Origin of the sequence: Streptomonospora sp. PA3 (assembly GCF_009728995.1) — a bacterium.
Lineage (GTDB): Bacteria > Actinomycetota > Actinomycetes > Streptosporangiales > Streptosporangiaceae > Streptomonospora.
The window spans coordinates 283,607-306,115 of sequence record NZ_VTZW01000016.1 but is presented as its reverse complement, the minus strand read 5'-3'; the positions used below and the strand labels follow the sequence as shown (position 1 = coordinate 306,115).

The 22,509-nt window shown below is 73.1% G+C and carries 21 protein-coding genes; 13 read left to right on the top strand and 8 right to left on the bottom strand.

Annotation, left to right across the window (positions count from 1 at the left end; translation table 11 throughout):
• Positions 1-92 precede the first annotated feature (92 nt).
• The 5 genes from FZ103_RS17830 (at position 93) to FZ103_RS17815 (ending at position 3,107) form a co-directional block, all read left to right on the top strand.
• A complete protein-coding gene (locus tag FZ103_RS17830) occupies positions 93-509 on the top strand; it encodes a prevent-host-death protein (RefSeq protein ID WP_156002630.1) in 417 nt (138 codons plus the stop codon).
• On the top strand, positions 506-931 hold the full coding sequence (locus tag FZ103_RS25635; protein ID WP_186356469.1) for a cytotoxic translational repressor of toxin-antitoxin stability system: 426 nt from the start codon (positions 506-508) through the stop codon (positions 929-931). Before FZ103_RS17830 ends, FZ103_RS25635 begins: the two co-directional genes overlap by 4 nt.
• Positions 928-1,050, top strand: a complete 123-nt coding sequence (locus tag FZ103_RS25630) for a hypothetical protein (RefSeq protein ID WP_255430093.1) — start codon at positions 928-930, stop codon at positions 1,048-1,050. Before FZ103_RS25635 ends, FZ103_RS25630 begins: the two co-directional genes overlap by 4 nt.
• Positions 1,051-1,353: 303 nt before the next feature.
• Positions 1,354-2,541, top strand: a complete 1,188-nt coding sequence (locus FZ103_RS17820) for a beta-1,3-glucanase family protein (RefSeq protein WP_156002627.1) — start codon at positions 1,354-1,356, stop codon at positions 2,539-2,541.
• A gap of 137 nt (positions 2,542-2,678) precedes the next feature.
• The gene (locus tag FZ103_RS17815; protein WP_156002625.1) at positions 2,679-3,107 is read left to right on the top strand and encodes a CBS domain-containing protein; all 429 of its coding nucleotides are present in this window, start codon (positions 2,679-2,681) and stop codon (positions 3,105-3,107) included.
• 78 nt (positions 3,108-3,185) lie between these two features.
• Here FZ103_RS17815 and FZ103_RS17810 read toward each other — a convergent pair whose 3' ends face one another.
• From FZ103_RS17810 to FZ103_RS17800, 3 genes are all read right to left on the bottom strand, one after another.
• Positions 3,186-3,497, bottom strand: coding sequence for a hypothetical protein (locus tag FZ103_RS17810; protein WP_156002623.1), 312 nt, complete (start codon positions 3,495-3,497; stop codon positions 3,186-3,188).
• Positions 3,498-3,622: 125 nt separating this feature from the next.
• Positions 3,623-4,261 (bottom strand): NAD(P)-dependent oxidoreductase, encoded by a 639-nt coding sequence (locus FZ103_RS17805; RefSeq protein ID WP_156002621.1) that lies wholly within the window; start codon positions 4,259-4,261, stop codon positions 3,623-3,625.
• A 112-nt stretch (positions 4,262-4,373) separates the two neighbouring features.
• On the bottom strand, positions 4,374-5,645 hold the full coding sequence (locus FZ103_RS17800) for an MFS transporter (protein ID WP_156002619.1): 1,272 nt from the start codon (positions 5,643-5,645) through the stop codon (positions 4,374-4,376).
• Positions 5,646-5,705: 60 nt separating this feature from the next.
• Here FZ103_RS17800 and FZ103_RS17795 point away from each other — a divergent pair, with 60 nt between their 5' ends.
• From FZ103_RS17795 to FZ103_RS17785, 3 genes are all read left to right on the top strand, one after another.
• Positions 5,706-6,623 (top strand): LysR family transcriptional regulator, encoded by a 918-nt coding sequence (locus FZ103_RS17795; protein WP_343233583.1) that lies wholly within the window; start codon positions 5,706-5,708, stop codon positions 6,621-6,623.
• Positions 6,624-6,835: 212 nt separating this feature from the next.
• Positions 6,836-8,635, top strand: a complete 1,800-nt coding sequence (locus tag FZ103_RS17790) for an SPFH domain-containing protein (RefSeq protein WP_156002617.1) — start codon at positions 6,836-6,838, stop codon at positions 8,633-8,635.
• Positions 8,632-10,074 carry an SPFH domain-containing protein gene (locus FZ103_RS17785; protein WP_156002615.1) on the top strand — a complete coding sequence of 481 codons (1,443 nt, stop codon included), beginning with the start codon at positions 8,632-8,634 and terminating at the stop codon, positions 10,072-10,074. Before FZ103_RS17790 ends, FZ103_RS17785 begins: the two co-directional genes overlap by 4 nt.
• 125 nt (positions 10,075-10,199) lie before the next feature.
• Here FZ103_RS17785 and FZ103_RS17780 read toward each other — a convergent pair whose 3' ends face one another.
• From FZ103_RS17780 to FZ103_RS17770, 3 genes are all read right to left on the bottom strand, one after another.
• The gene (locus FZ103_RS17780) at positions 10,200-10,391 is read right to left on the bottom strand and encodes a hypothetical protein (RefSeq protein ID WP_156002613.1); all 192 of its coding nucleotides are present in this window, start codon (positions 10,389-10,391) and stop codon (positions 10,200-10,202) included.
• 256 nt (positions 10,392-10,647) lie between these two features.
• Positions 10,648-11,289: a hypothetical protein gene (locus FZ103_RS17775; protein ID WP_156002611.1), complete on the bottom strand. Its 642-nt coding sequence runs from the start codon at positions 11,287-11,289 to the stop codon at positions 10,648-10,650.
• 73 nt (positions 11,290-11,362) lie between these two features.
• Positions 11,363-11,842 carry a histidine kinase gene (locus FZ103_RS17770; protein ID WP_156002609.1) on the bottom strand — a complete coding sequence of 160 codons (480 nt, stop codon included), beginning with the start codon at positions 11,840-11,842 and terminating at the stop codon, positions 11,363-11,365.
• Positions 11,843-12,312: 470 nt separating this feature from the next.
• On the opposite strand from FZ103_RS17770, the gene FZ103_RS17765 reads away from it, so the two are divergent.
• From FZ103_RS17765 to FZ103_RS17750, 4 genes are all read left to right on the top strand, one after another.
• The gene (locus FZ103_RS17765; protein ID WP_186356531.1) at positions 12,313-12,981 is read left to right on the top strand and encodes a ribonuclease HII; all 669 of its coding nucleotides are present in this window, start codon (positions 12,313-12,315) and stop codon (positions 12,979-12,981) included.
• Positions 12,982-13,086: 105 nt separating this feature from the next.
• A complete protein-coding gene (locus tag FZ103_RS17760) occupies positions 13,087-15,519 on the top strand; it encodes an AAA family ATPase (RefSeq protein WP_156002607.1) in 2,433 nt (810 codons plus the stop codon).
• A 98-nt stretch (positions 15,520-15,617) separates the two neighbouring features.
• On the top strand, positions 15,618-16,331 hold the full coding sequence (locus FZ103_RS17755; protein WP_156002605.1) for a nucleotidyltransferase family protein: 714 nt from the start codon (positions 15,618-15,620) through the stop codon (positions 16,329-16,331).
• Between the two features lie 292 nt (positions 16,332-16,623).
• Positions 16,624-17,406 carry a tyrosine-protein phosphatase gene (locus tag FZ103_RS17750; RefSeq protein ID WP_186356468.1) on the top strand — a complete coding sequence of 261 codons (783 nt, stop codon included), beginning with the start codon at positions 16,624-16,626 and terminating at the stop codon, positions 17,404-17,406.
• A 103-nt stretch (positions 17,407-17,509) separates the two neighbouring features.
• Here the strand turns inward: FZ103_RS17750 and FZ103_RS17745 are convergent, their stop codons facing one another.
• Positions 17,510-19,057, bottom strand: a complete 1,548-nt coding sequence (locus FZ103_RS17745) for a hypothetical protein (RefSeq protein ID WP_156002963.1) — start codon at positions 19,055-19,057, stop codon at positions 17,510-17,512.
• A gap of 233 nt (positions 19,058-19,290) precedes the next feature.
• Positions 19,291-19,548 (bottom strand): hypothetical protein, encoded by a 258-nt coding sequence (locus FZ103_RS17740; protein WP_156002603.1) that lies wholly within the window; start codon positions 19,546-19,548, stop codon positions 19,291-19,293.
• Positions 19,549-20,211: 663 nt separating this feature from the next.
• On the opposite strand from FZ103_RS17740, the gene FZ103_RS17735 reads away from it, so the two are divergent.
• Positions 20,212-22,263: a SpoIIE family protein phosphatase gene (locus tag FZ103_RS17735; protein ID WP_156002962.1), complete on the top strand. Its 2,052-nt coding sequence runs from the start codon at positions 20,212-20,214 to the stop codon at positions 22,261-22,263.
• The last annotated feature ends 246 nt before the right edge of the window (positions 22,264-22,509 follow it).

Here is a 22,509-nt window from a genome sequence, read left to right as displayed (position 1 = left end):
GTCGTGTCCGGGCGGCAAGGGTTCGCCGTACTTGATGTACGTGACGTACTTTCCCGGCTAGCATGGAGGCACGTCCCGATGGAGGTGCCGCCATGTCCGCCGTTCACTACGACAGCTACACCGATGCCCGGGCGCATCTGAAGGCCCTACTGGATGCGGCCGAGAGAGGGCGTGTCGCGACGGTGAGACGTGATTCGGCGATGACGGCCGTCGTGGACGTCGAACGGCTGCGCCACTACCTCGCTTCGGTCAGCCCGTCCCGTGCTCAAGTGGTCCCCGAAGCCGGCGGGTGGTCCGTCTTCATCCCGGGGCTGCCCGTCGCCGCGGACGGCGCCACGTTCGACGAGGCCGTCTCGGAGATGATCGGTGCGCTGCGCGAATACGCCGAGGACTGGCAGGACCGCCTGCTCGACTCTCCCAACCACGCGGAGAACTGGGGGCTGGTGCAGCTGGTCGCTCTCAGCGACGACGAGCAGTTGCGCGGCTGGCTGGTGGGCGAGGTGCCGTGAGCCGACCGACTCCCACGCGCAAGGACCACGAGCGGTTCTGCGAGATCGAGGGGTGGCGCGGGGTGCGCGGTGCCCGCGGTGCCGCCGGAACCCATCACGTCACCTACGAACTGGGACTACCGGACGGCCGCGTCCTGCGGACCCGGATCTCCCATCCCGTCGACAGGACGGACTACGGAGAACGCCTGTGGGCGCACATTCTGCGCGACCAGTTGTGCGTGGACGAATCGGTGTTCTGGACCTGCGTCCGCGACGGGACCGTGCCGGATCGGGGGGCGCCGGCGGCGCCGGCGGAGGCGCTGCCCGCCGATCTCGTGCACCTGCTCATCTCGAAGGTCGGGCTGGCGGAGGCCGAGGTCGCCGCGATGGACAAGGAGGCGGCCGTGGCCCGGTTGCAGCGGTACTGGATGGAGGGGGAGTGAGCGGGACGGGCAGCGAGCCGGAATCCGCGGAGCTCGCGGCGCTGCTGGAGGCGTGGTACGGGCCGGTGCCGGACGAGGCGGTGGCCGAGGCCGAGACTGCGTGGCCGGACGCCGAGTAGCGGGATGGTTCGACTGGAGCGGGGCGCCGGGGTGCCCCGCTCTCGGTTTGTGCGGGGGTTCTCGGCACGTGCTGGAGCGCGCAGGGGTGCGCGTGCCGCTGTTACCTGGGTTCCTTGCGCATCCGGTCGGGGCCTCTCTAGCATCGGGCGTCACGCAACGGGAAGGGTTGTTTACCGAAAGGGAGCGGCAGAGGTGCCGCTTCCGGTCCGCGGGTGGTGCCGTGCGCTTGTGGCCGGTTCCGTTGCGTGCGCACGGAGGGACGCACCGTCCACTCGCCCGCACCCCCCAGAGAGGAACCTGTGATGATCGATCGACGTTCGTTCCTGCGCGGCGCCGGGGGCGCCGCACTGGCCGCTCCGCTGCTGGGCACGGCCGCGTGCGGGGCCTCCAGCAGCGGCGCCAAGCTGACCGCGGGCGAGCAGGCGGCCTCCGCCGGAGCGCTGCCGGTCTCCTTCGCCAACGAGAGCGGCTACGCCGACAGCGCGGTGCGGCTCTACATCGTGGGCACCGACACCGCCACCGGCAGGCAGGGCCGCGTGCGGCCCGACGGCACGTTCGCCCCCGTGCAGCTCTCCGACAACACCGACGGCGGCTTCACCGACTACTCGATCCCGCTGAGCGAGGCGGGCGGTCTGACGCTGCCGTTCATGTCGGGGCGCATCTACATCGCGCTGGAGGACAAGCTGCGCTTCAAGGCGGTCGAGGACGGCAACGGCAATCCGGCGCTGGCGTACCCGGCCGGCTGGGTGGAGTCCGACCCCAACTTCTCGGTGCTGCACGACACCGTGGAGTTCACCCACGACGACACCGGCATGTACTGCAACACCACGATGGTCGACCAGTTCAGCGTTCCGTTGGCGATCGCGCTCAGCGGGGAGCGAGACCAGTCGACCGGCCGGCTCAAGCCGGGCGGGCGCGACCTGGTCTTCGACACTCTGCTGGCGGATTCCGACTACTCCCCGCTTGTGGTCGGCGACCGCCGCCGGGTGATCGCGCCGGGCCACGGGATCGACACCGGCCGCTTCTCCCGCGACTACTACGCCCCCTACATCGACCGAGTGTGGTCGCGCTACAGCGGCAGGGATCTGCGGATCACCACGAACCAGGGCACGTTCACCGGCCGTGTCGACGGGTCGGGGCGGCTGGCCTTCGACGGGGGAGTGGGCGCATTCGACAAGCCCTCGACCCGGGACGTGTTCTTCTGCGACGGCGCGCTGCACGCCCCCAACGACGGCCTCAAGGGCCCGGTGGCGGCGATTCTGGGTGCGGCGCTCAACCGGTCGACGCTGCTGGACACCGCCGACCATCCCGTCACCGATCCCGCGGCCTTCTACAACGCCGACATCACCAACAAGTACGCTGCGGTGTTCCACGAGGCGACCGAGGACGGCAAGGCCTACGGGTTCGCCTTCGACGACGTCTCGGGGTTCGCGTCCTACATCCAGGACCACGCGCCCGCCTCCTTCGAGGTCACGCTGACGCCGTTCTAGGCCCCCGGGTCCGCCGCTTCTACCGGGCACACCTCCGGCGGGCGAGAGAGCGCTCTCTCGCCCGCCGGGCACGGGACGCGGATTAGCCGGCGTGCTCGGCGGGTAACTCTTGGTCACCCCTTTGGAAGGTGGCCGGCATGCTGATCGCTGAGATACTGCGCGGGAAGGGCTCGGGCGTCGTGGCCGTCAGCCCCGAGGAGTCGGTGGCCGGGCTGCTGGCGCGGCTGGCCCGGCACAACATCGGTGCCGTGGTGGTGATGCGCGACGGCAGGGTGGTGGGCGTGGCCTCCGAGCGCGACATCGTGCGGGCGCTGCAGGAGCGCGGCGCCGCGCTCCTGGAGGCCCCGGTCTCCGACATCATGACCGCCGACGTCGTCACATGCGCGACCGAGGACACCGACGACACGCTCACCGTGGTGATGACCGAGAACCGCATCCGCCACGTGCCCGTGCTCGACGGCGAGGAGCTCGTGGGCATCGTCAGCATCGGCGACGTGGTCAAAAGCCGCATCAGCCAACTGGAGCAGGACCGCCGCCAGCTGGAGGCCTACATCACCCAGGGCTGAGCCCCGCTCCGGGCGTGGCCCCGCGCCCGGAGCGGGGCCGCGTGTCCCGGCCCGCGCCGGGACACGCGGCGGCGCCCGTCAGGCTCGGCCGCGCCGCCGGTCGGCGACCACGTGGGCGGCGGCGCCGGTCGCCGCGGTCACGGCCAGCACCGACGGCCACGCCCCCAGCCTCTTGGCCAGCGGGTGCGACAGGCCGAAGGCCCCCGTGTACACCGCCGACAGCGCCGCAGCCGCGGGCAGCCCGGCGCTGCGCCGCCAGCTCGCGAACGCCGCCGCGCCGCAGGCGGCCAGGACCGCGCCGCCCAGCTGCCGGTTTCCGGTGGCGCGCGCGACGCTGTAGCCGCCGATCAGGCCGGCCGTGGTGAGCAGGCTGCTGGGGACCGAGGCCATCGTGCGTCTCCCCTCGTGTGGCGTTGTCCGCGGGCCGTCGGCTCGACGCGGCCCGCGCTCCCGAGACGACGCTACCGCCGCTCGGCTCGAACCCGGCGCCGGGTGGCCGGTGTGCCGCGGACGCCTCAGTAGGCGGCGGTGAACCTCATCCGGCGATGCCGGGGATGCTCGGCCTCGTCCAGCAGCACCACCGCCAGGTCGGCGGCGGAGATACGCGAGGCCCCGTCGGCGCCGACGAGCAGTTCGTCGCCGCCGAGCCGGTAGCGGCCCGTCCGCTCGCCCGCATCCAGCAGGGCCGGCGGGCTCAGATAGGTCCAGTCCGCGGCGACGTCGCGGCGGCAGACGGCGAGCTGGTCGGCGCAGGCGTGGGCGATCGGGCGCAGCTCCTCGGGGAAGCCGGGCTCGTCGACGACGGCGGTGCCGCCCGTACCCGGGACGGCGAGCGTGGCGGCGCCGCCGACCAGCAGCAGCCGGACGCCGGTGCGCGCGGTGCCCTCCAGCAGGGACTCCGCGGTCGCAGCGAGTTCGTGCTCGCGGCCGGGCGCGGGCCGGGTCGCGCTGATCACGACGTCGCCGCCGCGGCTCAGCTCGGCGACGTCGGCCGGGTCGGCGGCGTCGCCGACCCGTGCCCGAGCGCGGTCCGGCAGGTCCGCGGTGCGCGCGGCGCTGCGGACTACCGCCGTGACGCTGTGTCCGCGGTCGAGCGCCTCGGCGACCGTGTGCCCGCCGACGGTTCCGGCAGCTCCGAAGACGGTGATTCGCATGGGTGCGGTCCTTTCCGTGAACAGGTCCGAGGGGGAACGGAGATCGAGGTGGCGTGGAGCGGTCCGGGTCGTCGGGGCGACGAGGACCGGGAGGCCGCGCCGGGCCGCGGGGTCAGCGCTCGCTCCGCGCATCGGCGGGGCCGCGCGCGGAGCGGGCGGACCGGGCGGCGGCGCGCTCCAGCGCCCACAGGGCGAAGGTCCCGGCGGCCAACGTCCCGCCGAGGACGCTGACGCCCGTCCACCCGGCGCTCGCCCACACCACCGCGGCCAGGGCCGACCCGGCCGCGCCGCCCGCGAAGAACGCGGTCATGAACGCCGAGTTGAGCCGGTTGCGGATCTCGGGCCGCAGTGCGTAGATGACGTTCTGGTTGCCGTTGAGCACCGCGTACTGGGCGACGTTGAGCACCAGCGTCCCGCCGAGCAGCCAGCCGAGCGAGCCGCCGCCCGCGCCGATGGCGATCCACGACACCGCGAGCATCGCGGTGCCCGTCCCGGAGACGGCCTGGACCAGCCCGCGGTCGGCCAGTCGGCCCGCGAACGGTGTGGTCAGCGCGCCGGCGACGCCCACGAGTCCGAACAGGCCGATGGCTGCCTCCGACCAGCCGTAACCCGGGCCCGCGAGCAGGAACGCGACGGCCGTCCACAGCACGTTGAACGACGCCATCGACAGCGCGCCGATCCCTGCTCGCCACCGCAGCACAGGCTCGTGGCGGAACAGCGCCAGGGTCGAGGCCAGCAGCGCGGGGTAGGCCGCGTTCACTCCGGTGCGCAGCCGGGGCAGCCTGCGCCAGAGCAGCAGTGCGACCGCCAGCACCAGGACCGCGTCGACCCAGTAGACGGTGCGCCAGCCGCTCAGCTCGGCCAGCGCACCCGAGGCCGTGCGCGCCAGCAACCCGCCCAGCAGCAGCCCGGTCATGACGGTGCCCACCACCCGGCCCCGGCGCTCGGGCTCGGCCAGCGCGACCGCGAACGGCACCAGCACCTGGGCCGCGACCGAGGTGAGGGCGGTCAGCAGGGTGCCCGCCAGCAGCACCGCCCCGTTCGGCGCCGCCCCGGCGACCAGCAGAAAGCCGGCTGTCGCCACGAGCAGTCCGACCGCCAGCCCGCGGCGTTCCAGCAGGTCGCCCAGCGGCAGCACCAGGATCAGGCCGAGCGCATAGCCCACCTGGGCGGCGGTGACCACCAGACCGGCGGTCACGGTGCTCAGCCCCAGCTCGCGGCCGATGACCTCCAGCAAGGGCTGGGCGACGTAGTTTCCCGCCACCGCGAGTCCGGTGGCGGCCGACATCAGCAGCAGCAGACCGGTGCCGACCCCGGTGCCGGTGTCCGCGGGGGGATCGTCCGCCGATCGCGTGCGCCGTGGGCGCCGAAGAGTGTTCGCCATGGCTTCACCCTCGGTGCGCGGAATCAATGAGTCCAACACATGTTTGTCATCAGATCGATCGTGAACGAAGATCGGTCCATGGACCTGCAGCAGATGCGCTACGTCGTGGCCGTCGCCGAGACGGGCAACTTCACCCGCGCCGCCGAGCGCTGCCTGGTGGTGCAGTCGGCGCTGAGCCACCAGATCGCGCGGCTGGAACGCGAGCTCGGCGCCCGGCTGTTCGACAGGACGAGCCGGCGGGTGCGGCTCACCCCGGCGGGCGAGGCGTTCCTGCCCGCCGCGCACCAGGCCCTGGACGCGGCCGAACGGGCGCGCGCGGAGGTCGCGGCCGCGGCGGGCGAGGTCCGCGGCAAGCTGACCGTCGGCGCCATCCCCACGGTGGCGGCGGTGGACCTGCCCGCTCTCCTGCGCGACTACCGCGCGCGGCACCCGCGGGTGCGGATCACCCTGCGGGTGGGCGGCAGCGCGTGGCTGACCGAGCAGGTCGCCCAGGGCGCCCTGGACCTGGCGTTCATCGGCCTCGCCAGCAGCGGACGGCCCGAAGGTGTGCGCAGCCGCGAACTCGCCCGCGGCGACCACGTGGCGGTGGCCGCTCCGGGGCACTGGTTGGAGGGGCGCTCCGAGGTGGACCTGCGCGAGCTCGCCGAGGAGACGTTCGTCGACTTCACGGCGGGCGGCGCGGGCCGCGCGCAGTCCGACGAGGCATTCGCCGCGGCGGGGGTCCGCCGCGAGGTGGCGTTCGAGGCGACCGCCGTCGACCTCATCGCCCGCCTGGTGCGCGAGGGACTGGGGATCAGCCTGCTGCCCGCCGCCTACGTGGCCGAGCTGCCGGACCTGTGCACCGTGCGCATCCGCGACGCCCCCACGCGGGTGGAGTACCTGGTGTGGAGCCGCTTCCGGCCCGCCCCGCCCGCCGCCGCGCTGCTGTCGGCGCTGGGCGCGGGGCCCGGGGGCGACAGCGGGGACGAGGGGTCCTAGCTCCGTCGGCGCCGTGCAGGTCAGCGGCGCGCCCCCGTTGGCCGCTTCCGGTCACGGATCGGAAGCATGGATGCAGGATGTATATCGTCCGGCCACCGTCGCATCGCTTGCGATGTGGGACGATGCCTGCACTCTCAGCAGGAGCCGCGGAACCGCAGAGGCGATGCCCGCGTCGAATCCGCAGTTCCGCAACCAGCAAGGAGTCGATACCTATGTCCTTCGCGCAGACGGTGCGCGGAGCCGCCTCCTCGATCGCCCAGGGTGGCGACCCACGTGAGGCGGTGTCCGACGCGCTCGGCGAGGCGGCGGAGGGGTTCGGCCTCGATCCGGGCGACTTCCTCGCCGCCCGCGACCAGGGTGCCTCGGTGGGGACCCGCATCGAGCAGCAGACCACCTCCCTCAACAACGCCGGCGAGGCGCTGAACCGCAGCTCCTTCGAGCGCGGCTCCGGCGGCCCCGTGCACGTCATCTGCCCGATGGTGATCCCCCGCGGCCGCACCTTCACCGCCATGCTGCCGGTGATCCTGCTGCTGATCGTGGGCGTCGTCGGCCAGATCGTGACGTTCCCCATCTCCATCGCCACCGGGCCGCTGCTGAACCCCTTCTTCGGCGTGCATTTCTGGGTGGTGCTCGCGGCCTTCGCCGCGTTCATGTGGTGGCGCCAGGGCATGGTCATGGTGCCCGACGGCTGCGCGGCGCTGATCACCCGGTTCGGCAAGCTGGAGCAGATCGTGGGCCCCGGCCGCGTCACCCTGCTAAACCCGTGGAAGCGGGTCTCCTACATCGTCAACACCACCCGCGAGTACCCGTTCAACGCGCCGATCCGCGAGGCCCCGACCAAGAGCGGCGTCAACGCCTCGATCGACCTCTTCGTGCAGTTCAAGATCGAGGACCCCGAGCAGTTCATCTTCGTGCTCGGCGCCGTGCAGGGCTTCCAGGAGAAGCTGAACAACGCCGTCAGCGAGGTCACCCGCAGCCTGATCTACGACCAGCAGGCCTCGGCCATCTACGACATGGTCGGCGAGAACACGGCTCAGCTGCTGGATCAGCTCAACCAGCAGTTCCTGCCGGCGGTGCGGCTGACCAACGCCAACATCACCCACGCGGAGCCCTCCAGCAAGGAGTACCGCATGGACCTGGCCGCGCCGGAGATGGTGCGCGTGGCCAAGGAGGCCTACACCTACGAGTACGAGCTCCAGCTGCGCAAGGAGCAGAACGAGGGCGACCTGAACAAGGAGCTGGCCTCGCTCAATGAGACCTTGTCGGCGATCCAGGCCGACATCGCCCAGTACCAGGCGCAGATGGACACCGCGCTGGAGCGCGAGACCAACCGGGCGCGCGCCCAGGCCAGGCAGCGCTTCGTCGAGGCCGAGAGCACGGCCAACGCCAACGCCGCGCTGCTGGAGGCCCAGGCCCTGGACATCCGCGCGGTCAGCGCCGCCGAGGCGCCCGAGATCCTCAACTACCGCTACCAGCAGGACCTGCTGGACAAGCTGGAGTCGGTCGCCGACAGCCTCCCGCAGGTGCTGCACATCGGCGGCGGCGACGAGACCAGCGTGGACTTCCTGCAGGTGGCGCAGAGCATCATCGGCGAGGCGGAGTCGAGCCTGTTCTCCGATGAGGACATGTCCGCCATCCGCGAGCGCCTGCACGAGATCTCCGAGCGCATCTCCGAGCGCGAGGCCGAGATCAGCCGGCTGCTGGAGGAGGAGCAGGAGACGGTCGAGGCGCCCGAGCCCGACGAGGTGCCCAACGCCGACCGCATCGAGGAGATCCGCCAGTCGGTCAGCGACGAAAGCATCGACGAGCGGATCAGCTCGGTGGCGGGCGAGGCCGGCGACGGTTCGCCGCAGGCCCCGGGCGCCGGCTCCGCGCAGGCCGCACCCGGTGCCGCGGCACCCGACCAGGCCCAGTGGCAGGCGGCCTATCCGGAGGAGTTCCCCTCGCCGGGCGGCCCTCCCGCGCCGCCGTGGCCGCAGCAGCCCGGCACGGACGAGGGAGGTAACCGATGAGCCAGCAGCAGCCCGAGCCGGGCACCGGCGGCTCCAGCATCAAGGAGGCGCTGGCCTCCTGGAACGACATCGCGCGCCTGCTGCGCGGCGGCGACCAGGGCGCCCTGGTGCCCGTGGTCATCCCGCGCGACAGCCGCGGCCTGCGGTGGACCATGCTCGTGTGGTTCTCCCTGTACCTGCTGCTGAGTGCGCTGCTGCTCGGCGTGTTCGGCGGGGTCCTGCTGTCCTGGGCGGCGATCCCGGCGTTCGCGGTGGCGCTGGTCGCGCTGATGCTGGGCCTGCTGTGGTGGTGGCGCTCCTCCATCGTGGAGATCGAGCAGGGCACCGTCGGCGTGCTGACCAAGTACGGCGCGGTCGTGGGCCAGCTCGACCCGGGGCGGCACTACCTGTGGCACCCGTGGTCGCGGGTGGACTTCGTGGTGGACATCTCCACCGAGATCCCCTACACCGCGCCCGTGCTGGCCTGCCCCACGCACGAGAACGTGCCGCTGAAGTCGATCGAGTTCTTCCTGAAGTTCCGGATCACCGACGCGGTGGCGTTCGTGCGCAGCATCGGCGCCAGCAACTTCGACCTGGTGCTGTCCAACGCGGTGCAGGACGCCATCCGCCAGCGCAGCCGGATGGTGCACACCGAGAGCGCCTACGACCTGCGCGGCTCGGACGTGGCCGACATGCAGGAGCTGCTCAACCGCCAGCTCAGCCGCTACGGGGTGCGCATCATGGGCTGCAACATCCCCGATGTGCAGCTGCCCAACCAGTACCAGCAGCACCTGGCCACCCGCGAGCGGGTCGCCAAGGAGATGGTCGCCTACGAGCAGGAGTGGGAGCTGACCCGCAAGCGGCGCATCGACACCCTGCTCATGGACATCGAGCGGTCCAAGAAGACCCGCGACGCCAAGATCGTCGAGGTCAACGCGGCGCTGAACAAGGCCCGCAAGGACGTCGCGCAGATGCTGGAGGAGCAGGAGACCGAGGCGCAGCGCGTGCGCTACGAGATCGAGACGCGCGGCCGGTCGGACCTGGTGGCGGCGCAGAACGAGGCGAAGGCCCAGCGCCGCCTGGCGACCTCCTACCGCGACAACCGCGCGGTGCTGCGCTACGAGCTGGCCCGGCGCCGCCTGGACGTGGGCGCGACCCTCGCCGAGCACGCGCCGCAGCCGGTGGTGGTGCGCACCGACGGCCAGAGCGGCGACGCGTCGGCGCTGTCGACGCTGCTGCTGGCGCAGCTGCTGCCCGACCTGGGTTCGGGACGGCGCGACCGGGGTAACGGCGTGCGCCGGGCCGTGGGTTCGGGCGAGGCCGGTGACGCCGCGGAGGCGGCGTCCGACGCCTTCCAGCAGATCCAGGGCGCGGTGACATCGGCCGCCGAGCGCGGTCAGCAGGCCGCCGAGCAGGCCCAGAACCAGGGCGGCGGCCGCCGGGGCCGCCGGAACCGGTAGCGGCCGGGCCGCAGGCGCATGACAAGGGGGAGGCGGTCCGCCTCCCCCTTGTTCGTGCGCTCACCGCCGTGCGGGTGACCTCGGTGCGCGGGACCGCCCCCGTTCGACGGGCCCCGCGCACCCGCTCATGCCGCGTGGGCCAGTTCGCCGTAGCCGCAGTCGATGTCGACGCCGTGCCGGGCCGCGATCTCCACGAGGTCCTCGAGTTCGCCCGCCTGCACCAGGCACAGGTCCTCGTCGCCCCGCTCCCGCGCCTGCTGGAGCGCGCTGACGGCGTCGTAGATGCGCAGGTGCAGTGTCGTCATGAACTCGTTCATCGCAATCCCCCGTCCCTAGGAGAAGCCCTGTCGCATCCCTGTCTACCGATCTCGGATAAAAGCGGAGTGAGGCCCGGCCCCCGAATCGGGAAACCCGGGGGGGTGAGGAGGGCCACGGCCGGGCGGGGAACCGCTGCGGCGGGAAGGCGCCACCGGGCCGCGGCGCTCGCCCGCCGGGCGCGGACCGGCCGGGACGGAGGCGCTGCGCCCCGCCGCTACCGGGTCCGCGTGCGCGTCTGCGCGGGGAAGGGGGAGGTCAGTACTCCGTCCAGGAGTACCAGGGCCCTGAGATGTGCTCGTAGACCGTGCCGCCGTGCCCCTTGACGAACACGTCGGTGGGCAGGGGGTCGCTGCTGTAGGCGAGTCCGGAGGCGCCCAGCAGTCCGGCGCCGCGCACGGTGTAGCGCGTGACGCCGTCGTCGGTGACCGACACCGACTTCAGCGGGTACAGCCCCGCCCAGGTGTCCAGGGGCGCCGTGGTGGCGGAGTGCGCGGTGTGGCCCACGGCCCGCAGCTCCTGGGCCGATGTCTCCACCCGCGCCTGCAGCGGGACGTCGCTCACCGACAGCACGATGGCCGCGGCGGCGATCAGCGGAGCCGTGATCCAGCGCAGCCAGTACCGGGCGATCATCGGGCGCGCGATGCTCACCGCGATGCCCAGTCGCAGCGCCCCCATCGCGGCCAGGAGCGCGCCGCCGCCGATCCCGATCACGAAGCTGGGCAGGTGCCCGCCGGGCACGCTCTCCTCATACAGCAGGACCAGCCCGACGATCACGCACGCCGGGATGTAAAGCCGCCCGGGAGGCCGGGAGGCCCAGGAGGCGAGCCGTTGCCGCGGGGTCGGCGGGTGGGCGATCTCGATGAGCTTCGCGACCGAGCCCTCTTCGGCGGCGGACATGCGCGGATCTTCCCCTCCAGGTCCGTGACGCGCACCGGCCAGAGGGGTGGACGAGGCCTCCGGCGACAGCGGGTCAGATGCGGGAGGGCCGCTTCAGGGCGGCCCCGACACCAGGATAGGGGAGCGGCGGCGCCTCCTCGGGCCGCCGCGCGGTCCGGGCCCGCTCCCCGCCGGCTGAGGCGGAGCCGCGCATGCGGTGCCGCCTGCGCCTGCGCCGGCGCGCCAGCAGCGCATCGGCGGAGAGCCGGCCAGGCAGCACGGCCCCGAGCAGGCACAGCGCGGCCAGCGCGATCCACCACGGCGCCGCGGTGCCCGCCGGGAGCACCGCCGCGGGCGCCGGCACGGCCGCCAGCGTCGCCGTCGCCAGTATCGCCGCCGCCAGGACCGCCCCCGACAGCCGCGCGGCCAGCCCGACAGCGAACGCCGCCGCGCACAGCAGGACCGCACCGGCCGCCGCGTCGGCGCGCGGGCCGCCGCTCAGCGCCTCCAGGGCACCGGATGCGGTGATCCAGCCCGCGGAGATCCGCGCGCCCAGCGCCGCGACGTCCAGCACCGCCGCCCGAACGGCGGCGCATGCGCGGCGAGCGGTTTCCGCGGGTGTGCGGGGCGCTTGGATTCGCCGTCTTCCCTCCTCGCTCGGCGCCGCGCCCCGCACACCCGCTCGGGTCCTCGCTTCCTCGCTCGTCGGTCCGGGCGGCGCCGCGTTCCTTCGCGCGGCCGGGGGCGCCTCTGCGGTCGGCGGGGAGGCGGGGGCGGCGTGCGCGCCGGTGCGTGCCGGCGGCGCCGCGCGGTGTGGTGTGCTCGGCCCCATGGGTCCTTCCTCGGCGGCTTGCGGTCATGCGGAAACTACCGACGGCGACGGGGCGCAGCGGTGCGTAACACGCGGCGGCCCCCCGAAAACCCCCGCCGGCTGCGCCCGCAAAGGTGTGTCGGCGGGCGCCGAACCCCTAGGCTTGGGCCGTGGCTGAGACCTCCTCGACCCCCGCGCCGGCGGCCGCCCCCGCCGCGGCCGCTGACTCCGGCATCGCCGCGCCCACCTATGACCTGGAGCGCGAACTCCGCGCCGACGGCGCCGTGTGCGTCGCCGGAGTCGACGAAGTGGGGCGCGGTGCATGGGCGGGCCCGGTCGTGGTGTGCGCCGCGGTGGCCGACGGCACACCGCCGCCCGAGGGCCTGACCGACTCCAAGCGGATCGCCCGGCAGCGCCGCACCGCCATGGCCGAGCAGGTGCGGGAGTGGGTGCGCGACCACGCCATCGGCAGCGCCGATCCCGGGGAGATCGACGAACTGGGTATGACACGCGCCCTGCGGCTGGCCGCCACCCGCGCCCTGGAGCGGCTGGCCCCGACGCCCGACGCCGTCGTCCTCGACGGCAAGCACGACTACCTGGGCGCGCCCTGGCGGGTGCGCACCCGGATCCAGGCCGACTCCTCCTGCGTCGCCGTGGCCGCCGCCTCGGTGCTGGCCAAGGTGCACCGCGACGCGTTCATGGCCGGCCTGCACCCCGACTTCCCCGACTACGGCTTCGACACCTGCGTCGGCTACCCCTCGCCCGTCCACCGCGCCGCCCTGGCCGAGCGCGGACCCACCCCCCACCACCGGATGACCTGGTCCTATCTGGACGACCTGCCCGAATGGCGGCATCTGCGCAAGCCCCGCCCCGATCCCGGCGGCCAACTGCCCCTGCTGTAGCCCCTCCGTGCGCGACACGCCGGATCTGCCGCGGGGCGCAGCTCCTTATGAAAGCCCGCGTTCGGCGGCAATATAGGACCCGCTAGCAAGGAAGGGACACGGAGGATGCCGCGCGAAGAACGCTCCCGCACCACGGGGCCGCCGCAGCGCGCCTCTGCCCTGAACCGCTTACGGGCCCGCTACTACGGCTACCCGCTGCGCTCCCGACTGGTCGCGGGCCTGGCGGTGGTGGCCGCACTCGCCGTGGCGGCGCTGCTGCTGGGAGTCCCGGTGGTGGCGACCGTGGGCGCCGCCGCAGCCGCCCTGCTCGTCTTCGCGGCGCTGATGCGCTCCTCCGACGCCGTGGCCACCGCGCTGATCAGCATCGCCTGGGTGGTGCTGGCCTACTCCCTGTTCCTCATCCCCATCAGGGTGGCCGACGCCTCGGTGCTGCTGCTCCTGCCGCTGCTGCCGCTGCTGGTGTCGCTGGCGGCCGCCCGGATCACCGCCTTCCCCGTCTGGCACACGACCCTGGTGGCGCTGCTGGTGGCGCTGATCCTGGGACTGGGCACGGCGCTGGCGGGCATGCTCGCCGGGTCGGCGCCGGCCGCGCTCGGGGTGCTGTGCGCCTACGGGGGAGCGGGGCTCGCGCTGCTGTGGCGGGTGCTGGCGGCCTACCGGCTGCGCCGCACGATGAGCGATCTGGGTGCGCCCCCGCCCGCACGCGGGAGCACGCCGCGCGGCGCCGCGCCAGCGCCCGGCGCGCAGGCGCGCCAGCGCGCAGCCGAGGGCGGGCGCACCCGCGCGGACCAGGACGGCGGCGAGGAGACGGCCCCCGTCCCGGTCGACGAGGCGCTGGCCGAACTGGAGAACATGATCGGCCTGGACCCGGTCAAGCAGCAGGTCCGCGCGATCGCCGCCTCCATCGAGGCCGCCCGGCTGCGCGCGGACGCGGGGTATGCGGTGGACCGGCCGCTGCGCCACCTGGTCTTCTCGGGGCCCCCGGGCACCGGCAAGACCAGCGTCGCCCGGACGCTGGCCACCATCTTCCACTCCTTCGGGCTGCTGCCGACGCCGCGGGTGGTCGAGGCGCAGCGGGCCGACCTGGTGGGGGAGTACCTGGGCGCCACCGCGATCAAGACCAACGAGCTGGTGGACCGGGCGCTGGGCGGGGTGCTGTTCGTCGACGAGGCCTACGCGCTGGTCAACGACGGCGACGGCCAGCCGGACCGGTTCGGCAACGAGGCGGTGCAGACGCTGCTCAAGCGCGCCGAGGACGACCGCGACCGGGTGGTGATCATCCTGGCCGGCTACGAGGCGGAGATGGACCGGTTCCTGGCCTCCAACCCGGGGCTGGCCTCGCGCTTCGCCACCCGCATCACCTTTCCCAGCTACACCGCCGACGAACTGCGGCGCATCGCCGCGTTCCTGTTCGAGCAGCGCGGCGACCTCCTCGACGCCGAAGCCGAGCCCGCGCTGCGCCGCCGCTTCGAGCAGGCGGTGCAGCGGGGCGCCATCGACGATCTGGGCAACGGCCGCTTCGTGCGCTCCCTGGTCGAGAAGGCGGCCGAGGCGCGCGACGTGCGGGTGGTCACCTCGGGCGGCCAGGCGCATCCGCCCGATCCCCAGGAGCTGGTGACGGTGCGCGCGCCCGACATCGCCGCCGCCTTCGACGACCTCACCGCCCACCTGCCGGGTTTCGGAGAGGCGCCCGACATCGACGAGGCCCTGGCCGAGCTGGACGCCATGATCGGGCTGGATCCGGTCAAGCGGCAGGTGCGCTCGCTGGTGGCCCAGCTGCAGATGGCCAAGCTGCGCGAGGAGCAGGGCCTGCGCAACCACCCGCCGATGCGGCACTTCGTCTTCTCCGGGCCTCCGGGCACCGGCAAGACGTCCGTCGCCCGCATCCTGGGCCGGGTGTTCGCCGCCCTGGGCCTGCTCAGCCGCGCCGACGTGGTCGAGGCCCAGCGCTCCGACCTGGTGGGGGAGCACCTGGGCGCCACCGCGATCAAGACCGGCAAGCTGGTGGACCGGGCGCTGGGCGGGGTGCTGTTCGTCGACGAGGCCTACGCGCTGCACAACCCCGGCTACGGCGGGGGCGACGCCTTCGGCTCCGAGGCGGTGCAGACGCTGCTCAAGCGCGCCGAGGACGACCGCGACCGGCTGGTGGTCGTGCTCGCCGGCTACCCCGCCGAGATGGACCGGTTCCTGGCCAGCAACGCGGGCCTGGCCTCGCGCTTCAACATCCGGATCGCGTTCCCCAGCTACACCCCCGAGGAGCTGACCGCCATCGCCGAGACCGTGGCCGAGGGCACCGGCGACGCCTTCGACGACTCGGCCCGCGAGGACCTGCGGCGCATCTTCGGCTACGTGTGCGACTCGGGATGGATCGACGAGCTGGGCAACGGCCGCTTCGCCCGCTCCCTGTTCGAGAAGGCCTGCTCCCACCGCGACGTGCGGGTCGCCGAGGAGCTGGGCGACAGCGCCACCGCCGCGGATCTCACGCTGGTGACCAGCGCCGATGTCCGCCAGGCCTACGAGGAGGTCACCCAGCGCTGAGGGCGTCCGCGCGACGGCGGGCCGGGGCGCGCTGCCGCCTTCGAGCGGGCGCACACGCCCGGGCGAGGCGGCGTGCGCCTGCTGCTAGTGTCCCGGCCATGAGTGGACCCAACGCCCCCGTAAGCCAGGCGGTCATCCTCGCCGGAGGCCAGGCGACCCGGCTGCGCCCCTACACCGACACCCGCCCCAAGGCGATGGTCGAGGTCGCCGGGCGCCCCATCGTCGACTACCAGTTGGAGTGGCTCGCCGGGCACGGCGTCGAGCACGTGGTGGTCTCCTGCGGATACAAGGCCGAGGTGCTGCGCGAGTACCTGGAAGGGCGCCCGGGAGGCCCGGAGATCACCCTGCTGGTTGAGGACGAGCCGCTGGGGCGCGGCGGGGCGCTGCGCTACGCGGCCTCGGGACTGCACGAGTCCGCCGACCCCTACTTCGCCCTCAACGGCGACGTGCTGACCTGGTTCCCGCTGGACGAGTTCACCGAGTTCCACCGGGGCAAGGGCGGCATGGCCACCCTCGCGCTGGCCCAGTACCAGACCAGTTGGGGCATCGTCGACGTCACCGACGACGGCGCCATCGAGGGGTTCACGCAGAGCCCGATGCTGCCGTTCTGGATCAACGCCGGCGTCTACGTCTTCGAGCGCGCGGTCACCGGGCTGCTGCCCGAGAAGGGCGACCACGAGTCCTCCACCTTCCCCGACCTGGCCGCCGAGGGGCGCCTATTCGGCTACCGGATCAGCGGGTTCTGGCGCGGCGTGGACACGGTCAAGGACGTCAAGGAGGCCGGCGAGCAGATCCCGGCCCTGCGCGGTTGAGGTGTGTTCGTCATAGTGCGCGCGTAGTCGGTAGCTGAGGCGCCTCCAGGAACCCTCCGGGAATAGTCCGGGGTCGGGAACCACTGCGGCTGCGGCAATGGGTGCGTTCATTGGGTGCGCTTAGCGCATTACAGCCCCATTGCCGCAGCTCCCGCCCTGGACAGCGGTGGGTGCGGAAGCTGGCGGGGCCGGCCCCCCTGAACGGCGGCGGGTGTGGAAGCTGGCGGGGCCGGCCCCCCGGCCGGCGGTAGCCGTGGACGTCCTCCGAGGCCGGGCGGGTATCGTCGCGCTCGTGACCGATCAAGCTCAGGTGCTGCTGTCCACCGCGCCCAACTTCCGCGACCTCGGCGGGCACGCCACACGCGGCGGCGGGCGCGTCCGCCCGGGCGTCGCCTACCGCTCCGACGCCCTGAACCGGCTCGACGCGGCGGACCTGCGCGCGCTGCAGGACCTGGGCGTCCGCCAGGTCATCGACCTGCGCACAGTCTTCGAGCGGGAGAACGGCGCCGACCGGCTGCCCGAGGGCGCCGACTACGTGGTGCTGGACGTGCAGGGCGACCACTCCACCGGCGCCGACCTGGTCGAGGTGCTGACCGACCCCGCCCGGGCCGAGACCGTCTTCGGCGACGGCGGCGCCACCCGCTTCATGCACGAGGTCAACCGGATCCTCGTCAGCGCCGAGGACGCCCGCGCCGGCTACGCCGAGATGGTGCGGCGCCTGGCCGCGGGCGCCGGCGCGACGGTGGTTCACTGCACGGCCGGCAAGGACCGCACCGGGTGGGCGGCGGCGCTGGTGCTGGAGACCCTGGGCGTGCCGCGCGAGGCCGTCTTCGCCGACTACCTCGCCAGCAACGAGCGGCTGGGCCCGCTGCGCGAGGCGATGCAAGGCGTCTGCGAGCGCTCGGGCGTGGACTTCGAGCTGGTCCGGCCGATGGTGGAGTGCCGCAACACCTACCTGGAGGAGGCCTACGCCGAGGTGGAGCGGGTCTTCGGCTCCTTCGAGGACTACGTCCGCGACGGCCTGGGGCTGGATCGGCCCACCATCGACGCCCTGCGCGGCCGCCTGCTGGACTAGCCGCGGGGCGCGGCGGTGAGCCGGTGCCGGCCGCCGCGAACGCTCGCGGCGGCACCGGGTGCGGCGCCGGTGCCGCAATTCCGGGGCGGCGGGGCGGCGCCGCCTACAGGCCGTCCAGGCGGGCCGCGACGTCTTCGCCGTGCTCGGCGTCCTCCAGGACCTCCATCAGCATGCGCAGCACCACCGGGCGCTCGTGTCCGCGGTCGAGCAGGCGTTCGGCGGCGCTCCACAGCTCCGGCGGATCGCCCTTCCACAGGCGTTCGGCCAGCCGCTCGTGAGCGTCCAGCGCCTCCTCGGTGGCGGCCGGGTCGGCGGCCGGCTCCCGAGCGCCGGTGGAGTGCTTGCCGCGGTGCCCGGCGGGGGCGGCGTACTCGCCGAAGTGGTCCAGGCGCAGCAGGGCGCGCCGGCCCTCGCGGGTGGCGGGGTCGAACTCGGCCTCGGACTCGGCGAGCAGGTCACTGGTCAGCAGGGGGAAGGCGAACATCCGGCGCGGCAGCGCCGAGAGGTCGCCGTCGGGCAGCAGGCGCCGAACCACCTCGGGCGGGAGGCCGAAGGAGGCCGAGACGTCGAGGTAGGAGGTGGTGAAGGCGGAGATGGACTCCCACAGCGCGTCCAGTGTCGCGTTGACGGCGACCTCGGGCAGCCCGTGGCGCGGCCCCGCCCAGCGGATCCAGGCGGCCAGCACGTGCGGCATCGCCTCGTGCTCCTCGGGCAGCAGGATGACCCGGCGCGTCAGCCATCTCAGCAGGAACGCCTCGATCTTGCGGGGGCTGACCCGCAGCGGCCGGTCGGCATCCGCGTCGCAGCCGTAGGCGATGATGTGGTCGACGCAGCGGCTGGCGGCGTAGGAGTCGGAGAGTTCGGCGGCGGCGTCGGAGGCGAGGAACCGCGCCGCCAGCATCGCCCGCCGGTCGCGGCTGCGCGCGGACCGGCTCTGGCCCGCGGCCTGGCGCGGCAGGGCGCGGATGCGGGACCGGATCAGGGCGTGGTGGGCGGCCGGCGAGCCGTCGGTGACGCCGGGTCCGCCCGCGTTGGCCGCGATGGCCCGGTCGGTGTGCTGGACGGCGCTCTCCAGCAGCAGGCGGGCGCGCTCCAGGCGGATCTGGGTGAAGGTCGCCATGGGGTCGCCGCCCTCGGCCTGGGCGCGGCAGTGCTCCAGCAGGCGGTCGACCTTGGTGGTGACCCAGGCGTCGCGCAGCATGCCGCCGCTGTTGTGGTCGACGACGGCGATCAGGGCGTGCTCCCCGGCGGCGGAGTCCGGTTCTCGGCCGTCGTAGCGGAACGTGGTGATGATGTCGTCGGTGTCGCCGAAGCGGCTGCCGGAGACGTAGGCGGCCACGGGGCGGGCGCGCCCGATCAGGTCGGCCCAGACGGGGCGGGCGACACCGCGTTCGGCGAGGGTCGCGGCACCTTTTTCGGCCAGCTCGCGCTGGTGCACGGTGGTGCCCAGAACCGCGATCCCGGTGAGCAGCGCCAGGCCCGCCGCGGAGCCGGAGGCCTCGGCGTGGGCCACCAGTCCCTCGCCCAGCAGGCGCTCGACGTCGACGCCCGGTACGCGGCGGCCCCACCACGACCCGAGCATCTCGCTGACGCCGATCTCGGCGTCGAGAGGCTGGCGGGTGGCGAGCAGCGTGCGCGCTGCGCGCAGCATCTCGGCGAAGACGGCGTCTGGCATGGGACCCGGGTCCGGCTGGTCTGAGTGGGGCGGTACGGACACCCCACAGAGCCTAGGGCACGCGCGGCGCCGGCCCGGGTGTCGGCGGTGATCTCCGCGGGCGCGGGGGCTCGCGGCCCGTGCGCCCGGGGCGGCGGGGGCGCACACGCCCGCCGCCCCGCGCCGGGGGCGCGGGGCGGGGCGGTGCGGGAGGAGGGCGGAGCGGCCGGTCAGGCCAGCCTGTCGTGGCCGTGGGTCCGCGGCGGTGCGATGAGCCCGGATGGCGGCGCGGACTTGACCATGGCCTGCAGGTGTTCGCGTGCGACGCGCTCCACCAGTCCGGGGGTCACCCGGTAACCGAGGTGCTCGGCGCACTTCCAGGTGTCGTGGACACAGCGTTCGACGCATCGGTGGGACAGGGCGGCGAACTCGTCGTGCAGCCGCCCGGCGATACGTTGCAGATCACCCACTGGATACGTTTGCAGCATCCTCGCTCACGCCCCCTCGCTGGCTTTGGTCTGGACGGCGACCACAATCCATTTCACTTCGTTGTGGCGGGGTGTCAACCCCTCCAACGGGCGGCCTTAACGAGGTTTTGCGCGGCGCTGGAGCGGTGTGTGCGCGAGCTGTACCGACGAAGACCGGGGAGCGGCAGCGATGCTGCGGGCGATGTTGCGGCCCCGTTTCGGACACCGGACGGCGTAGGGTGCAGATCGGATTTCACGGCTTTAGCCAGCGCAAACAGCAACTGATTCGGAAAAGGCCGTCCGAAACGGCGGACACGAGCCTACGATGGACGCTTCGGCGTATTATTTACCATCCGCTATGGCCGCTGACTTTCCGCTGTCCCCCGTCTCGGCGAGTCGATGCGGTTGTGGCCTATGCTGATGCGGTGGCGGTCCCGGCTCGGCCCCGCGCGGGATTTCACGGCAGGGATCGCATGTCGCCGGTGTGTCATGGACGATAGGGAGTGATCGGCGCGACCACCGGTGGACCGGTGGGACGTGGACGCCGGCGGCCTCCACCTCCACAGGTGCCCGGCCCGCATTGGTTAAGCTTCTGGCGCTCGCCCAGGCGAGTCCCCTCGAACGGGGGAAAGGACCCCGGAGGTGTCATTGTTGAGCACCGAGACGTCCGTCCCGCCCCCTCGCATGTCCGAACTGGGCCCCGTCGACTCCGCCCTGCTGGAGACGCTGCTGCGGGAGGCCCCGATCGGGTTCGCCTTCTTCGACCAGGCGGGCAGGTTCCAGCGGGTGAACCGGGCCCTGGCCGCGATCTACGGGATCGACGAGGCCCAGTGCCGCGGCCGCACCCCCGCCGACGTGCTGCCGGCGGCCGACGCCGACGCGCACGAGGCGGCGATCTCCGCAGTCCTCGCCGGGGAGGGCGTGGTCAACAGCGACCACCGCCTCGCCGGCGGCGAGCCCGACGGCACCGGCGAGCAGCGGCAGTGGTCGCTGGCCTGGTACCCCGCCCGCAGCGACGGCGCGGTCGACGGAGTGGCGCTGATCGCCGTCGACCTCTCCGACCGCCATCGGGCCGAGGTCGCGCTGCGGCGTACCGAGGAGCGCTACCGGTCCCTGCTCACCGCCACCAACCAGGTCGTGTGGACCGCCGACGCCGACGGAGAGGTGCGCGAGGACTGCCCGCAGTGGCGCACCATCACCGGCCAGACCGCCGAGCAGTACCTGGGCCGCGGCTGGCTCGACGCCGCCCACCCCGACGACCGCGGCCAGGTCGAGCGCGCCTGGAACGACGCGGTCGCCGACCGCACCACCTTCGACGAGATCTTCCGGGTGCGCACCCAGTCCGGCGACTTCCGCTACTACCGCTCGCGGGCGGTGCCCATCATGCGCGGCGAAGCGCTGATGGAGTGGGTGGGCGCGCACAGCGACATCACCACCCAGCACGAGGCCGACGACATGCGCCAGCGCCTCACCCAGCAGCTGGGCGAGGCCGCGCTGCGCACCGTGCGGCTGCAGAAGGCGACCGCCGACCTCGCCGAGGCGCTGACGGTGGGCGAGGTCGTCCAGGCCATGGCGGAGATCGGCCAGTCGGCCGTGGGCGCCGACTCCACCACGGTGGGCGAGCTCGACCGCGACGACCTGCGGCTGCACATGCTCAGCGACGACCCCGTCGCCCGCTCCGGCGCCCGCCCGGTCACCGACTGCCCGGCGACCATGGAGTTCGCGGTCCGCGAGCGCCGGCCGTTCATCGCCGGCAACCCCGCCGAGCTGCGGGCGCTGCTGGAGGACGAGGCCGAGCCCGAGGCGCTGGAGTTCCTGCGCTCCACCGACGAGCGCGCCTGGGTCGCCCTGCCCCTGCTCAGCGCCGGCCAGCCCATCGGCGCGCTGCGCTTCACCTTCTCCGCCACCCGCGACATCTCCGACGAGGAGAAGGTCTTCCTGGAGGCCCTCGCCGGCCAGTGCGCCCTGGCCCTGGAGCGGGCCAAGCTCTTCGAGCGCGAGCACCGCACGGCCGAGGCGCTGCAGACCAGCCTGCTGCCCGAGGACCTGCCCAAGGTCAAGGGCATCCGGATGCAGGCGTTCTACCGCTCGGGCACCCAGCACGTGCAGGTCGGCGGAGACTGGTACGACGCGTTCCCGCTGCCCGACGGCCGCATCGCCGGCGTCCTCGGCGACGTCATGGGCAAGGGCATCAAGGCGGCCACGGGCATGAGCCGGGTGCGCAACGCGCTGCGCGCGCTGGCCTTCAGCATGCCCGAGCCCGCCGACGTGCTCACCGGCCTGGACCGGATGTTCGACGCCACCGAGGCCGCCGACCAGGTCACCACGCTGGTCTACTTCGTACTCGACCCCGAGACCGGCCAGATCGACCTGAGCAACGCCGGGCACCTGCCGCCGCTGGTTGTCACCGAGCGCGCCGGTCCCTGGCTGCTGGAGACCGAACCCGACACTCCGCTGGGAATCAGTTCCGAGCGGGGCCACCACAAGTTTTTCGTCCAGCCCGGTAACACCGTGGTGCTCTATTCCGATGGACTTGTTGAGAACCGAAAGCGTGCAGTCGCCTCCGGTCTCGACGAGCTGGTCACCGTAGCATCCCAGGCGCGGCCGGAGGTGGTGGGCGATCCACAGCACATGCTCCAGTACCTTGTTGAGGGCATGCTCGCAGGGTATGAGCAGGACGACGACGTCACGCTGCTCGCCGTCCACCTTCCGGTGATCGAGAGCGCACCGGAGTAGGAGACCGTACGAAGAAGTCCGACACTTTGCCTAAGGTGGAGGAGCCATCAGCCCCGCTCCGGCGGGGGGTGGGTTCGAGGACCCGACGGTGGGGTTGGATCCGCGCACAGAGCGGGAAAATCCTACTGGGCGGATGTGCCCAAACGCTAGAGAGGGCGCATACGCTGAAAACAAGTCGGTGTCCCCGTCGGCCAGGCGGGGATGATCCCGGGCAGGAGCGAGGAGGGGGCGCGGCTCTCCCCTCGC